This window comes from Streptomyces recifensis, from assembly GCF_002154615.1.
Classification (GTDB): domain Bacteria; phylum Actinomycetota; class Actinomycetes; order Streptomycetales; family Streptomycetaceae; genus Streptomyces; species Streptomyces griseoluteus.
This window is the reverse complement of record NZ_MUNH01000119.1, coordinates 1-13,260: the sequence shown is the minus strand read 5'-3', so window position 1 is coordinate 13,260 and position 13,260 is coordinate 1. Positions and strand designations below refer to the sequence as shown.

Below are 13,260 nucleotides of genomic sequence, written 5' to 3'. Positions count from 1 at the left end.
CGCACCCGCGGCGCCTCCGGGTTTCACCGGCGCACGTACCGCCGTGGCGGGCGGCCCGGAACCCGGAGGCGGGGCCGGGACGTTCCCCCCGCATCACCGGTACGGTCGACCCTCAGCACCCACCGTAGGCAGGAGCCCCATGACCACCGCCCTCTCGCGTGCCGGCGACCGCCGGATCAGTCCCGTGTTCGCCGGCATCGTGGCCATCGCGGCGGTGACGGGCTGGGCGACCTGGACGGGGTTCGCGGCGCAGCCCGGGCTCGCGGTGTTCCTGTTCGTGACGGCCGCCTGGATCGTCTCGCTGTGCCTGCACGAGTACGCGCACGCCCGTACCGCCCTGCACAGCGGGGACATCTCGATCGGCGCCAAGGGTTATCTGACGCTGAACCCGCTGAAGTACACGCACGCCCTGCTGAGCGTCGTGCTGCCGGTGCTGTTCGTGATCATGGGCGGGATCGGTCTGCCGGGCGGCGCGGTCTTCATCGAGCGGGGCCGGATCAGGGGCCGCTGGCGGCACAGCCTGATCTCGGCGGCCGGTCCGCTGACCAACGTGCTGTTCGCGGCGGTGTGCACGGCGCCGTTCTGGCTGCACGCGCTGGACGGCGTCCCGCGCGACTTCCGGTACGCGCTGGCGTTCCTCGCGCTGCTCCAGGTCACGGCGGCGGTCCTGAACTTCCTGCCGGTGCCGGGCCTGGACGGCTACGGCGTGATCGAGCCCTGGCTGTCGAACGGGATCAAGCGGCAGGTGGAGCCGCTCGCGCCGTTCGGCCTGCTGATCGTGTTCGCGCTGCTGTGGGTGCCCTCGGTCAACCGGGCGTTCTTCGAGGTGATCTACACCCTGCTGAGCGCGCTGGGCGTGGACGGCGCCTTCTCGGACTGCGGCTACTACCTGTACCGCTTCTGGACCGAGACCCCGCAGGGGTGCTCGGTCATCCCGTAGCGGAGCCGGTGCCGGTGCCGGACTTGGCCCGGTCGCGCCGGATCGCCAGGAACGCCATGTTGGACGTCAGGCCCGCGAGCAGCACCCAGACGATCCCCAGCCAGCTCCCCTGGACGAAGGACACGACGGCGGCGGCCACGGCGAGCACGCAGACGGCGAGGGTGACGAGGGCGATGCGGGGCATGGGGTCGGCTCCTGTCGGGGGACACTGCTACGCCGACCAGTGTCCCCCATCGGGCCCCGCCGCCGTCACACGTCGGTGACGCGGAGCCCGGCGTGCGCCTTGTAGCGGCGGTTGGTGGAGATCAGGTTGGCGACCAGTCCCTCCACCTGGTGGGCGTTGCGCAGCCGCCCGGCGAAGACGCCCCGCATGCCGGGGATGCGGCCGGCGAGGGCCTGCACGATGTCGGTGTCGGCCCGCTTGTCGCCGAGGACCATCACGTCGGTGTCGATCTCGTCGAGCTCCGGGTCCTCCAGGAGGACGGCGGACAGGTGGTGGAAGGCGGCCGTGACACGGGAGTCCGGGAGCAGCGCCTCGGCCTGCTGGGCGGCGCTGCCCTCCTCGACGGTGAGCGCGTAGGCGCCCTGCTTGTCGAAGCCGAGCGGGTTGACGCAGTCCACCACGAGCTTGCCCGCGAGGTCCTCGCGGAGCGACTTCAGGGTGTCGGCGTGGCCGTCCCACGGCACGGCGACGATCACGACGTCGCTGCGGCGGGCGGTCTCGGCGTTGTCGGCGCCCTCGACGCCGTGGCCCAGCTCCTCGGCGGCCGCGTGCGCGCGGTCCGCGGAGCGGGAGCCGACGATCACCTTCTGGCCGGCCTTGGCGAGCCGGTAGGCCAGGCCCTTGCCCTGCGGTCCGGTGCCGCCGATCACGCCGACGGTCAGGCCGGAGACGTCGGGCAGGTCCCAGGGGTCCTTGGCGGGGGCCTTCGCGGGGTCCTTGGCGGAACCAGTACCGCTCTGCTGTGCGCTGTCGCTGGAGGTCATGGGCCGACTCTACGTCCGTGGCGGCGCCGCCACCCGGCGAGGGTGGGCCGTGTCAGGCGGTACCCGCAGGGGTGAACCGCGCGTGAACTGCGGTGCGGGAGTGACCGGTTGCGGCAGGATGCGGCCGCATGGACGCCGTACGGGTCGCGCTGCTGCGCGAAGTGCTCGCCGGAACCGAGTGGTTGGGCGCCACCCGGCGGTTCGCGGGGGTGCTGCGCGGCTCGGTGACGGCCCACGGCGGCGGCCTGCTGCTGGCGGGCACCGAGGAGTACGAGCCCTGGCACCTGGCCGCGCACCTGGTGGACGAGGCGGCCTGGTCCGGCACGCCCGAGCTGGCCCCCACCCTGGTCCGGCACCACGCCCGCCCCGGCGACCCGGCGCATCTGGCGGTGGGCCCCGGCCGGATCGCGGAGGCCCGGCGCGGCGAGACCCTGCTGGTGGTGGCGCCGGAGGAACCGGCCGAGCTGCTGGAGCGGGTGCACAGCGCGCGCCGGGCCGGGGTGACCGTACTGGCGCTGGGAGCGGGCGGGAGCGAGCTGGCGGCGATGGCGCACGAGACGCTGGCGGTGCCGGACGGTGCGGAGCTGGACCTGGACAGCGTGCAGCACCTGGTGAGCGCGGCGGCCGGGGAGAACGCGGGGCCGCCCAGGGCCCGCCGGGGGTTCCGGGACCGGCTCTCCCGGCTGGCGGAGACCCTGACGGCGCCCCCGGCGGCGCCCTGGTGAGCAACGCGAAGCCGCCCCCACCGGCGGTGGGAGCGGCTCGTGGGCACGTCCGAGAGAGGCGCGTCAGTCCTTGTCGGAGTCGTCGGCCGGGGTGTCCTGCCAGCGCGGGTCGTTCTCCCACTCGCGGTTGCGCTCCTGGGCGATCTCCATCGCGTGGCGCGCCTCGTCCGGGGAGGCGTAGGGACCCAGGCGGTCCTCGCCGGGACAGTCGGGGCCCTCCTCGACCTTCTTGTGGTCCAGGCAGTAGTACCACTCGCCCGGCTTGCCCTGGGCGCGCTTCTTGAACAGGGACATCAACGGCTCCTCTCGCCACCCACATGTTCCCCCATGCCCGCTGGTTAGACTCGCTGGCATGTCTGGCCAGTCGCTGCTCGTACCAGGGGAACTCTCCCCCACCCGCCCGGTGCCCGGGAACATCCGCCGCCCGGAGTACGTAGGAAAGCCCGCGCCCGCGCCGTACACCGGTCCGGAGGTGCAGACGCCCGAGACGATCGAGGCGATGCGGACCGCCGGCCGGATCGCCGCGCAGGCCATGGCGGAGGCGGCGAAGATCATCGCCCCCGGTGTCACCACGGACCAGCTCGACAAGGTCGCGCACGACTACATGTGCGACTACGGGGCCTACCCGTCGACGCTGGGCTACCGGGGCTTTCCCAAGTCGCTGTGCACCTCGGTCAACGAGGTCATCTGCCACGGCATCCCGGACTCGACGGTGCTCCGGGACGGCGACATCGTCAACCTGGACGTCACCGCGTACATCGGCGGAGTGCACGGCGACAACAACGCCACCTATCTGGTGGGCGACGTGGACGACGAGTCCCGCCTGCTGGTCGAGCGCACCCGCGAGGCGCTGAACCGGGCGATCAAGGCGGTCAAGCCCGGCCGGCAGATCAACATCATCGGCCGGGTCATCGAGTCCTACGCCAAGCGTTTCGGCTACGGCGTCGTGCGGGACTTCACCGGGCACGGCATCAACTCGTCCTTCCACTCCGGGCTGATCGTGCCGCACTACGACTCCCCGCACGCCACCACGGTCATCCAGCCCGGCATGACCTTCACCATCGAGCCGATGCTGACCCTCGGCACCCACGAGTACGACATGTGGGACGACGGCTGGACCGTGGTCACCAAGGACCGCAAGCGCACGGCCCAGTTCGAGCACACCCTCGTGGTGACGGACACCGGCGCGGACATCCTGACCCTCCCCTAGGGGGTGTCCGAGCCCCAGTGCGTCAGCGCTCCAGCACGACCCGGCCGCCGACCTCCACCCAGCCGTACGGCTGGGGGGCGGTGAGGATCTGGGAGCCGCGGCCCTGGGTGATGTTGAGGGCGCGGCCGAGCCGGTCGGTGAGCAGCAGCGCGGCCGCGCCGGTCGCCTCGTCCTCGCCGATCCCCCCGGTGCAGGCACCGCCTCCACCGGAGCGGCTGTCGCCGCGCTCATCGATGCGGCCGGGGAAGGCACGGGCCCGTACCCGTCCTGCCGCCTCGTCCTCCCACGCCCAGGCGTAGATCCACTCACCGGGTGGCGGCACCTCCAGGGCGTCGACCTCGGCGGCGCTCGCGTACTGGCGCAGGGTGCGCGGCGGGGCCCACTCCGCGCGGGCCTCGATCCAGGTGAACTCGCCGTCCAGCCGGGTCCCGACCTCCCCGGCGGGCGTGACCAGTTCGGGTACGTCGAGCAGCCAGGCGGTGCCGACGCAGGGGTGGCCCGCGAAGGGCAGCCGCGAGACGGGGGTATAGATGTCGATCACCCCGCGCTCGGGGTCGTCCACGAACACGGTCTCGCTGAAGCCGAGTTTGGCGGCGAGCGCCTGCCGGTCGTCCCGTGCGGACATGAGCGAGCCCTCGCGGACAACGCCCAGTTCGTTCCCGTAGCCGCCCGAGGGGCCGCAGAAGACCCGGAGCACGTCGTAGTCAGTCACCGGTGCATTGAAGCATCGCGGGCGCTTGACCTGCTCTTTGCCATTGCTTGAGATCGTTTTTTGGCCGTCGACATCAAGTCGTGTCTGTGATCTTTTCGTGCGGTTCGAATCCGGTACCGGGCGGGGACGGACGGACTAAGGGTCGGGTAAGTTAGGCAAGCCTCACCGAACGAGCGGGCGGGTTCACGCCGCCCTGACCGCCTGGAGCCCGTATGCGAGCCGCCCGTCCGATCGCGATCGCCGCCACCGCGGCCGCCGCGCTGACCGCCCTGTCGGCCTGTACCGCCAAGAGCGACGCCAAGGGCGGCGACGCCATCCAGGTCACCGCCGCGGACACCAAGTGCGACACCTCGGCGAAGTCGGTGCCGGCCGGCCAGGTCACCCTGAAGATCGAGAACAAGGGCTCGCGCGCCACCGAGGTCGAGATCGTCTTCCCCGACGACCGGATCGTCTCCGAGAAGGAGAACATCGGGCCGGGCACCAAGTACACGCTGACCGCCGAGGTGAAGGCGGGCTCCTACGAGATCGCCTGCCGTCCCGGCATGAAGGGCCACGGCGTCCGGCAGAAGCTCGAGGTGACCGGTTCCGGCAAGTCCGCGAAGCGGAACCCGGCACTGGACGCGGCGGTCGCCGGATACCGCGAGTACGCCCAGGAGCAGGCCGACGGGACGATCCCGCTCGCCGAGACCTTCGCCAAGGCGGTCCAGGCCGGCGACCTCGACGCCGCGAAGAAGGCGTACGCGCCCTCGCGGCTCGGCTGGGAGCGCACCGAGCCGGTCGCCGAGTCCTTCGGCGACATCGACCCCAAGGTCGACACCCGCGCGGACGGCCTGGAGGACGGCCAGAAGTGGACCGGCTGGCACCGGCTGGAGAAGTCCCTCTGGCAGGACAAGAAGATCGGCGCGGAGGACAAGAAGCTCGCCGCCGAGCTGGTCACCGACCTCAAGGACTGGCAGCACCGCGTCGGCAAGGCCGAGATCACCCCGACCTCCATGGCCAACGGCGCCAAGGAGCTGCTGGACGAGGTCGCCACCGGCAAGGTCACCGGCGAGGAGGACCGCTACGCGCACACCGACCTGGTCGACTTCAAGGGCAACGTCCAGGGCGCGCAGAAGGCGTACGAGCTGCTGAAGCCGGTCGCCGCCGAGAACGACTCCGCGCTCACCGGTGAACTGGACAAGCAGTTCGCGGCGCTGGACAAGCTGCTGGACCAGTACCGCCCCGCCAAGGACTCCTACGACTTCGTCTCCTACGACAAGGTCGGCAAGGACCAGCGCAAGGAACTGTCCGACGCGGTGAACGCCCTGGCAGAGCCGCTCTCCAAGCTCGCGGCCGCGGTCGTCAAGTAGGCACGGGAGTACGGGAGATGAACGAGAACGAGCGTGGCGGGCCCTCGCGGCGCGCGCTGATCGGCTGGGGCGGTGCCGGGCTCGCGCTCGGCGCCGCCGCGGCGGGCGGCGGTGTGGCACTGTCCGACGACGGCCCCAGCGCGGCGCCGGCGGGCTCGGGCGGCGCCGTGGAGTTCCACGGCCCCCACCAGGCGGGCATCGCCACCCCGGTGCAGGACCGGCTGCACTTCGCCGCGTTCGACGTGAAGACGGAGGACCGCGCGGAGTTCGTCCAGTTGCTCAAGGACTGGACGGCCGCGGCCCGGCTGATGACGGCCGGGAAGCCGGTCGGTGAGGGCGCGTACGGCGGGCTCGCCGAGGCCCCGCCGGACGACACCGGCGAGGCGCTGGGCCTGAGCCCCTCCCGGCTGACCCTCACCGTGGGCTTCGGGCCCTCGCTCTTCGAGCGGTTCGGCCTGGCCGACCGGCGCCCGGCCGCGCTGGCGGACCTGCCGAAGTTCCCCGGCGACAACCTGGACAGGTCCCGTACCGGGGGCGACCTCTGTGTGCAGGCGTGCGCGGACGATCCGCAGGTGGCGGTGCACGCCATCCGCAACCTGGCCCGCGTCGGCTTCGGCAAGGTCGCCGTGCGCTGGTCCCAGTTGGGGTTCGGCAAGACCTCCTCGACCACGCCGGACGCCCAGACTCCGCGCAACCTCATGGGCTTCAAGGACGGCACCCGCAACATCGCCGGCACCGAGACCGCCCGGCTGGACAAGCACGTCTGGGTGTCCGCGTCCGACGGTGACGCCAAGTCGGCCTGGATGACCGGGGGTTCCTATCTGGTCGCCCGGCGCATCCGGATGAACATCGAGACCTGGGACCGTGCTTCGCTCCAGGAGCAGGAGGACGTGTTCGGCCGGGACAAGGGCGAGGGCGCGCCGGTCGGGAAGGCGAAGGAGCACGACGCGCCGTTCCTGAAGGCGATGAAGCCCGACGCCCATGTGCGCCTGGCCCACCCCGACTCCAACGGCGGGATCACCATCCTGCGCCGGGGCTACTCCTTCACGGACGGCACGGACGGGCTCGGCCGCCTGGACGCGGGCCTGTTCTTCCTGGCCTACCAGCGTGACGTGCGCGAGGGGTTCATCCCGCTCCAGCGGCGGCTCTCCACGCACGACGCGCTCAACGAGTACATCCAGCACGTGGGTTCGGCGGTCTTCGCGGTCCCGCCCGGTGTCCGTGACTCCCACGACTGGTGGGGCCGGGCGCTGTTCTCCAAGGAGGCGTAGTCCGTGTTCTCCAACTACCTGATCGGTCTGCGCGAGGGTCTCGAGGCGTCGCTCGTCGTCTGCATCCTGATCGCCTACCTGGTCAAGACCGGCCGCCGCGAGGCGTTGAAGCCGATCTGGACCGGTATCGCCATCGCGGTCGCGCTCGCGCTGGGCTTCGGCTTCGCGCTCGAATTCGGCTCGCAGGAGCTGACCTTCCAGGCACAGGAGGCGCTGGGCGGCTCGCTGTCCATCCTCGCGGTGGGCCTGGTGACGTGGATGGTGTTCTGGATGCGGCGCACCGCCCGGCACCTCAAGTCGGAGCTGCACGGCCGGCTCGACGCCGCCCTCGCCATGGGTACGGGCGCGCTGGTCGCCACCGCGTTCCTCGCGGTGGGCCGGGAGGGGCTGGAGACCGCTCTGTTCGTCTGGGCGTCGGTGCACGCGGCGAGCGACGGCACTCCGCGCCCGCTGATCGGCGTCGCCCTCGGTATCGCCACGGCGGTGCTGCTGGGGTGGCTGTTCTACCGGGGCGCGCTGCGCATCAACCTGGCGAAGTTCTTCACCTGGACCGGCGGGATGCTGGTCGTGGTCGCGGCGGGTGTCCTCGCGTACGGCGTCCACGACCTCCAGGAGGCGGGCTGGGTGCCGGGGCTGACGAACCTGGCCTTCGACATCAGCGACACCATTCCGCCGGACAGCTGGTACGGGACGCTGCTGAAGGGTGTCCTCAACTTCCAGCCCGATCCCACGGTGTTCCAGCTCACGGTGTGGCTGCTGTACCTGGTGCCGGTGCTGACGTTGTTCCTGCTCCCCTCCCGCGTCCCCGTCCGTACGGCCGGGACCGCGGCGGGCGCGGCGAAGTAGGCGGCCCCTCGGAGGGCCGGGCGCTCCTCCCCTCCCGGTAGGGTTCGCCTCCGGGAAGGGGAAGGTGACGTCGCCTGATGAGCAGGGATCGCAGCGGTCGTGGTGCTCGCGGCCGGAACCGCAGGGTACGCATGGCGGCCTCGCTGGCCGCCTGCGCTCTGATGACCAGCGGGTGTGTCGTGGTGCACGGCGAGCGGGAGGTGCTGCCGGCGGCGAGCCGCGCGGAAGCCGGTCGCGCTCTGGCCCGGTTCACGGACGCGTACAACAAGGCCGACCGGGCCTACGACTCCTCTCTCGACGCCGGGTACGTCACCGGGGCGTTCGGCGCGATCGACTCCGCGCGGCTTAAGGCGGGGCACGCGAACAATCCGGGCGGGAACTCCCGGCACACTCCGCTGACCCTCACCGACGCCAGGTTCACCATTCCGGCGAAGGCCGGCTGGCCCCGGTGGTTCGTCGTGGACGCCAAGGGCAACAAGGGGGGTTCCGCGCGGTGGCTGATGGTGTTCGTGCGGGCCGGTCTCGGCGAGTCGTGGCGGGTGGCGTATCTGACGCTGGTCCCCGCCGGGCAGGTGCCGAAGTTCCGGGTGGGGGCGGACGGCTGGGCCGAGGCCGTACCGGCCCCTGACCTGAGTTCGCGGTACGCGGCCTATCTGCGGGACGGGGGCAGGGCGTTCGCCGACGGCCCGGGTACGAGCGGCTGGCGCGCGATCCGTGCGCAACAGGCCCGCAAGCCGGGGCTGGTACGTCAGTACATCGACGAACCGCTGACCCGCGACGCCTTCGCCCCCCTGGCCCTCCGCACGGCGGACGGCGGCACGCTCGTCTTCTTCGCCTCCCACCACTACGAAAAGCGCACGGCCGCCGCCGGAACGTCTGTCGCCGTGCCCAACCGCGATGTCCAGGCCCTCACCAAGGGCGAGGTCAAACAGTCCCTGACGCTCGAGTTCGTCGCCAACCAGGCAGCGGTGGACCCCGCGGGCGGGGGGCCGGTGTCGGTGGTGGGACGAGTGCAGGGGCTCACTGCCGCACAGGGCGAGTAGCGCCGGTCCGGCCGGAGACCGAGGTGTTCAGTGGCGGGACGGCCAGGGCGTGGCGGCGTGGTGGTCGGGTTCCGTGCCGGCGTGGCGGGCGCAGGCGTCCGTCAGGGATTCCAGCAGGGTGAGGGGCTCGGGGAGGGCGTGCTCCGGGCCTCGGACCCAGCGGACGCCACGCGTCGGGGCGCCGGGGAGGCGGGCCGGGGGGACCAGGACGTACGAGCCCCGGCAGTGCCAGCGGAGGCCGGGGTGTTCGTCCATCGTCTCGGGGTGGCAGTCCAGTTCACAGGGCCACCACTCGTCCTCGTCCTCGGGCGTGCCGCGGGTCTGGGTGAAGAAGAGCATGCGCCCGTCATCGCTCTCGGCGACCGGCCCGACCTCCACCCCCTCCCCGAGCAGCCGGTCGAGGGCGGCGCGCCCGGCGTCCAGCGGGACGTCGAGCACATCGTGGGTCATCCCCGTCGCGGTGATGAAGTTGGCCTCGGGCTGGTCACGCGCCCACCGCTCGATCTGCGCACGATCGGTGGTCGACTGGGTCTGCCAGGCGAAGGACACCGGATGCCGGGCGGGAGTGGGACAGCCGACGCGGTCACAGGAACACCCGTACCCCGGCGCGGGATACGCGGCAGGCGCCAACGGCAGTCCGGCCCCGGCAGTGGCGACCAGCAGCGCCTCACGGCCACCGTCGTCGGCGGTCTCTTCCTTGGGTCGCCGTCCACGCAGCCACTGGGAGATCCTGCCCTGCCGGCCGGACCGGCCGCCGAACGTCGCGCTCATCTGTCCCCTCGCCTCGCTGTGGTGCGGACAGCATGCCTCATCGTCCCATCATCCTCCGCCACGGGGAGGCCGAGCACGGATATGAAGGAACCTGGCGAGACATACCTCACAATGAAGGGGTATGCACGATTTTCCCCTTTCTTTGCCGGGGAAAGTCGTTCCGAGAGCTGGGGTCTTTCGTTTGGATCAGGCCGGATCAGGGACCCCGCGAGCCCGGCAAGATCCAAACGAGAGGCCCTAGCTGTCTCCCAGCGGCGGCGGCCAGGCGTCGCCCCACTCGGCGTCCCGGGCGGCCTTGTACAGATCTCCGTGCCGCTTGGTGACGGTCGTCCGCCGCAGTCGCTCGTCCGCCTCGCACAGATCGAGCAGCACCTGCCCCTTACGGATCTGCGGCCGCCGCACGACACGCGCGGGAGCCGGCTCGGCGGGGAGCCGGGTCGCGGCGACGTAGCTGAACTTCTCGTCCTCGTACGCCAGCGAACCGCCCTTGACCTGCCGGTGCAGCGAGGAGCGGCTGACCCGCGCCGCGAAGTGGCACCAGTCCGTACCCGGCACGATCGGGCACGCCGCGCTGTGCGGACACGGCGCGGCGACCCGGAATCCGGCCGCGATCAGCCGGTCGCGGGCCTCGATGATCCGCTCGTACCCCGCCGGGGTCCCGGCCTCCACGATGACGACGGACCGCGCGGCGGCGGCGGCCGCCTCGACGAGGGCCGCGCGGTCGGGCTCGGACAGCTCGTTGAGGACGTACGACACGGTGACCAGGTCGGTCTCCGGCACCTCCAGCGCCGCCCCGATGCGGGCCCGCCGCCACTGGGCACCGCGCAGCGCGGGGTGCGAACCGGCGATCTCCCGTCCGAGGGCGAGCGCGGGCTCGGCCCAGTCCAGCACGGTGACCGGGCGCTCCCCCTCCCAGGTGGCGGCCACGGCCCACGTCGCGGCGCCGGTCCCGCCCCCGATGTCCACGTGGCTGCCCGGCACCCACCGGGGCACCGCGTCCGCGAACGCCTCCAACGCCGCCCGCACCGCCTCGAACGTCGCCGGCATCCGGTACGCGGCGTAGGCGGCCACATCGGCCCGGTCCCGCAGAATCGGCGCGTTCGTCGGGGTGTCCCCCCGGTAATTGCTGATGAGCCGCTCGACGGCGGAAGCCGCCTGCCGGGGCGGCAACCCGTCCAGCACCCCGGCGAGGGTGGAACGGAGCGTATCGGCGGCGGAGGCGGGGGCGTTCACCCGACGATTCTCTCAGGTGCGCGCAGGCGCACGCGGGCCTATGGAACTAGGCGTCCCGTACCGCCTTCGCCAGGCGGGAGGCCAGGGCCGCCCGGGGGTGGCTGTCGGGGGGCCGGCGGACCGGGTGGACGGTGTTGGCCAGGAGGACGAGGAACGTGTCCGTCGACGGGTCCAGGACGAGGGACGTGCCCGTGAACCCCGTGTGGCCGGCCGCGCCGTGGCCCGAGAGGGTGCCCATGAACCAGGGCTCGTCGAGGGCGAACCCGAGGCCGGGTGGGGTGAGGAGGAGTTCGACGAAGTCGGGGCCGAGGATGCGGGCGGGCCCGTACGCGCCGCCCGCGAGGAGGGCGCGGCAGAAGACGGCCAGGTCGGGGCCGGTGGAGAAGAGGCCCGCGTGGCCCGCGACCCCGCCCAGCGCCCAGGCGTTCTCGTCGTGGACGACCCCCCGCAGCATCCCCCGGTCCGCCTTGGCCCAGGGCCGGCGCTGGTCCTCGGTGGCCGCGGCGTCGGGGCGGGGCCCGTACGAAGTCGCCGTCATGCCCAGCGGGCGGGTGATGCCGTCGGCGATCAGCACGTCCAGGGTCCGCCCCGTGATCCGCTCCAGCACGGACTGCAGGAGCAGCATGCCGAGATCGGAGTACAGGTACTCCCCCGGCTTCGACGTCGGCGGCTCCGCGCGGAGCCGGGCCAGGCGGGCGGTGAGGTCCCGGTACTCGTACAGCGGGAGTTCGGGCGCGAGTCCGGCGGTGTGGGTGAGCAACTGCCGTACGGTGACTCCGTGTTCGGCCGCCCCCGTGAACTCGGGCAGATACGCGCCCACACGGGCGTCGATCCCGAGGGTGCCCCGCTCTATCTGCTGGAGCGCCGCGACGGACGTGAACAGCTTGGTGAGCGAGGCGAGGTCGAAGGGGGTGTCCAGGGTGACCGGCACCCGCTGGGCGGGCGGCAGTTCGACACCGGTGGCGGACTTCGCGTCCCAGGCGGCGTACCGCACGGCCCACCCGGACGCCTCGGCGACCGCGATCACCGGCCCGCGCCCGGCCACCGCGACGGCCCCGGCCGCCCAGGGGTGCGCCCCGGCGGTGAGGGCGTGCAGGTCGTCGGTGAGGCGGGCCATCCCCGCGGGGTCCAGCCCGGCCCGCTCGGGGGTGCCGGGACGAAGTCTCGGTGCGCTCAGTGGTCCACTCCCTCCGGGCCCGCGGCCGCCCTCCAGGGACGGCACAGTCCCATGAAGCAGACGCCCGCGACCAGCGCGGCAGCCAACTGGACGACGGCCATCGGGACGGCGGTGCGCTCCCCGGCGATCCCGACGAGCGGGGAGGCGACCGCGCCGATCAGGAAGGAGGTCGTGCCGAGCAGCGCGGAGGCGGAACCGGCGGCGTGCCGGGTGCGCAGCAGGGCGAGCGCCTGGGTGTTGGGCATGGTGAAGCCCATCGCCGACATCAGCACGAACAGCGCGGCGGCGACGGGCGCCAGCCCGGTCTCGCCGAACACCCCGGTGGCCATGAGCAGCAGCGCGGTCGCGGCCAGCAGGATCACCGCGAGGCCGCAGGCGAGCACCCGGTCCAGCCGGACCCGGCCCACCAGCAGCTTGCCGTTGATCTGCCCCGCGAGGACCAGACCGACCGAGTTGAGCCCGAACAGCAGGCTGAAGGTCTGCGGGGAGGCGCCGTAGACCTCCTGGACGACGAACGGGGACGCCGAGACGTACGCGAACAGCGCGGCGAAGGCGAAGCCGCCCGCGAGGAGGTAACCGGTGAAGGGCAGGTCGGCGAGGAGGCCGCGCATGGTGCGCAGGGACTCCTTCACCCCGCCCCGGTGCCGTTCGGCGGGCGGCAGCGTCTCGGGCAGCCGCAGCCAGACCAGCGCGGCGAGCACGGCTCCGATGCCGGTGAGGACGACGAACACGCCCCGCCAGTCGGTCACCCGGAGGATCTGCCCGCCGATCAGGGGGGCGACAATCGGGGCGACCCCGGATATCAGCATCAGCGTGGAGAAGAAGCGGGCCATGGCGACGCCGTCGTACAGGTCCCGTACGACGGCCCGCGCGATGACGATCCCGGCCGCGCCCGCGAGGCCCTGCGCCAGCCGGAAGGCGACCAGCGTCTCGACGGTGGGCGCGAACGCGCACAGGGCGGTGGCGACGAGGTACACGGCGAGCCCGGTCAGCAGC

Annotated in this window: 15 protein-coding genes; 7 read left to right on the top strand and 8 right to left on the bottom strand. The window is 72.4% G+C overall.

The window, feature by feature from the left end:
• Nucleotides 1-139 precede the first annotated feature (139 nt).
• Nucleotides 140-940: a site-2 protease family protein gene (locus CCN33_RS07705; RefSeq protein ID WP_086692552.1), complete on the top strand. Its 801-nt coding sequence runs from the start codon at nucleotides 140-142 to the stop codon at nucleotides 938-940.
• On the opposite strand, the gene CCN33_RS07700 is transcribed toward CCN33_RS07705, so the two are convergent.
• A complete protein-coding gene (locus CCN33_RS07700) occupies nucleotides 930-1,124 on the bottom strand; it encodes a hypothetical protein (protein ID WP_086692550.1) in 195 nt (64 codons plus the stop codon). The genes CCN33_RS07705 and CCN33_RS07700 overlap by 11 nt on opposite strands.
• Nucleotides 1,125-1,189: 65 nt before the next feature.
• Complete coding sequence (gene npdG / locus CCN33_RS07695; RefSeq protein ID WP_086692549.1) at nucleotides 1,190-1,927, bottom strand: NADPH-dependent F420 reductase; 738 nt, start codon at nucleotides 1,925-1,927, stop codon at nucleotides 1,190-1,192.
• A 128-nt stretch (nucleotides 1,928-2,055) separates the two neighbouring features.
• Here npdG and CCN33_RS07690 point away from each other — a divergent pair, with 128 nt between their 5' ends.
• Nucleotides 2,056-2,652 carry a hypothetical protein gene (locus tag CCN33_RS07690; RefSeq protein ID WP_086692546.1) on the top strand — a complete coding sequence of 199 codons (597 nt, stop codon included), beginning with the start codon at nucleotides 2,056-2,058 and terminating at the stop codon, nucleotides 2,650-2,652.
• Nucleotides 2,653-2,715: 63 nt separating this feature from the next.
• Here the strand turns inward: CCN33_RS07690 and CCN33_RS07685 are convergent, their stop codons facing one another.
• Nucleotides 2,716-2,946: a hypothetical protein gene (locus CCN33_RS07685; protein WP_086692544.1), complete on the bottom strand. Its 231-nt coding sequence runs from the start codon at nucleotides 2,944-2,946 to the stop codon at nucleotides 2,716-2,718.
• A gap of 58 nt (nucleotides 2,947-3,004) precedes the next feature.
• Between CCN33_RS07685 and map the strand changes: the two genes are divergently transcribed.
• Nucleotides 3,005-3,862, top strand: coding sequence for a type I methionyl aminopeptidase (gene map, locus CCN33_RS07680; RefSeq protein ID WP_086692542.1), 858 nt, complete (start codon nucleotides 3,005-3,007; stop codon nucleotides 3,860-3,862).
• A 22-nt stretch (nucleotides 3,863-3,884) separates the two neighbouring features.
• Here map and CCN33_RS07675 read toward each other — a convergent pair whose 3' ends face one another.
• Entirely contained in the window at nucleotides 3,885-4,574 is a 690-nt protein-coding gene (locus tag CCN33_RS07675; protein ID WP_086692541.1) for a PhzF family phenazine biosynthesis protein, read from the bottom strand.
• Nucleotides 4,575-4,786: 212 nt separating this feature from the next.
• Here CCN33_RS07675 and efeO point away from each other — a divergent pair, with 212 nt between their 5' ends.
• From efeO to CCN33_RS07655, 4 genes are all read left to right on the top strand, one after another.
• Nucleotides 4,787-5,923: an iron uptake system protein EfeO gene (gene efeO, locus CCN33_RS07670; RefSeq protein WP_086692539.1), complete on the top strand. Its 1,137-nt coding sequence runs from the start codon at nucleotides 4,787-4,789 to the stop codon at nucleotides 5,921-5,923.
• 17 nt (nucleotides 5,924-5,940) lie between these two features.
• A complete protein-coding gene (gene efeB, locus CCN33_RS07665; RefSeq protein WP_086692536.1) occupies nucleotides 5,941-7,194 on the top strand; it encodes an iron uptake transporter deferrochelatase/peroxidase subunit in 1,254 nt (417 codons plus the stop codon).
• 3 nt (nucleotides 7,195-7,197) lie between these two features.
• Nucleotides 7,198-8,040: an iron uptake transporter permease EfeU gene (gene efeU / locus CCN33_RS07660; RefSeq protein WP_086692534.1), complete on the top strand. Its 843-nt coding sequence runs from the start codon at nucleotides 7,198-7,200 to the stop codon at nucleotides 8,038-8,040.
• Between the two features lie 77 nt (nucleotides 8,041-8,117).
• Complete coding sequence (locus CCN33_RS07655; protein WP_086692532.1) at nucleotides 8,118-9,083, top strand: SCO2278 family lipoprotein; 966 nt, start codon at nucleotides 8,118-8,120, stop codon at nucleotides 9,081-9,083.
• Between the two features lie 27 nt (nucleotides 9,084-9,110).
• Here CCN33_RS07655 and CCN33_RS07650 read toward each other — a convergent pair whose 3' ends face one another.
• The 4 genes from CCN33_RS07650 to CCN33_RS07635 all read right to left on the bottom strand — a co-directional run.
• A complete protein-coding gene (locus CCN33_RS07650; RefSeq protein WP_086692530.1) occupies nucleotides 9,111-9,854 on the bottom strand; it encodes a bifunctional DNA primase/polymerase in 744 nt (247 codons plus the stop codon).
• Nucleotides 9,855-10,091: 237 nt separating this feature from the next.
• Nucleotides 10,092-11,087 carry a small ribosomal subunit Rsm22 family protein gene (locus tag CCN33_RS07645; protein ID WP_086692528.1) on the bottom strand — a complete coding sequence of 332 codons (996 nt, stop codon included), beginning with the start codon at nucleotides 11,085-11,087 and terminating at the stop codon, nucleotides 10,092-10,094.
• Nucleotides 11,088-11,133: 46 nt separating this feature from the next.
• Entirely contained in the window at nucleotides 11,134-12,309 is a 1,176-nt protein-coding gene (locus tag CCN33_RS07640) for a serine hydrolase domain-containing protein (RefSeq protein WP_086692526.1), read from the bottom strand.
• A partial coding sequence (locus CCN33_RS07635; protein ID WP_107483910.1) for a multidrug effflux MFS transporter occupies nucleotides 12,261-13,260 on the bottom strand: 1,000 nt, incomplete at its 5' end. The genes CCN33_RS07640 and CCN33_RS07635, both read right to left, overlap by 49 nt.

Coding starts and splice junctions, on each gene's coding strand:
- efeB (WP_086692536.1), top strand. CDS start 5,941: ATGAACGAGAACGAGCGTGGCGGGCCCTCGCGGCGCGCGCTGATCGGC.
- CCN33_RS07685 (WP_086692544.1), bottom strand. CDS start 2,946: ATGTCCCTGTTCAAGAAGCGCGCCCAGGGCAAGCCGGGCGAGTGGTAC.
- CCN33_RS07705 (WP_086692552.1), top strand. CDS start 140: ATGACCACCGCCCTCTCGCGTGCCGGCGACCGCCGGATCAGTCCCGTG.
- CCN33_RS07700 (WP_086692550.1), bottom strand. CDS start 1,124: ATGCCCCGCATCGCCCTCGTCACCCTCGCCGTCTGCGTGCTCGCCGTG.
- CCN33_RS07690 (WP_086692546.1), top strand. CDS start 2,056: ATGGACGCCGTACGGGTCGCGCTGCTGCGCGAAGTGCTCGCCGGAACC.
- CCN33_RS07650 (WP_086692530.1), bottom strand. CDS start 9,854: ATGAGCGCGACGTTCGGCGGCCGGTCCGGCCGGCAGGGCAGGATCTCC.
- map (WP_086692542.1), top strand. CDS start 3,005: ATGTCTGGCCAGTCGCTGCTCGTACCAGGGGAACTCTCCCCCACCCGC.
- npdG (WP_086692549.1), bottom strand. CDS start 1,927: ATGACCTCCAGCGACAGCGCACAGCAGAGCGGTACTGGTTCCGCCAAG.
- efeO (WP_086692539.1), top strand. CDS start 4,787: ATGCGAGCCGCCCGTCCGATCGCGATCGCCGCCACCGCGGCCGCCGCG.
- CCN33_RS07655 (WP_086692532.1), top strand. CDS start 8,118: ATGAGCAGGGATCGCAGCGGTCGTGGTGCTCGCGGCCGGAACCGCAGG.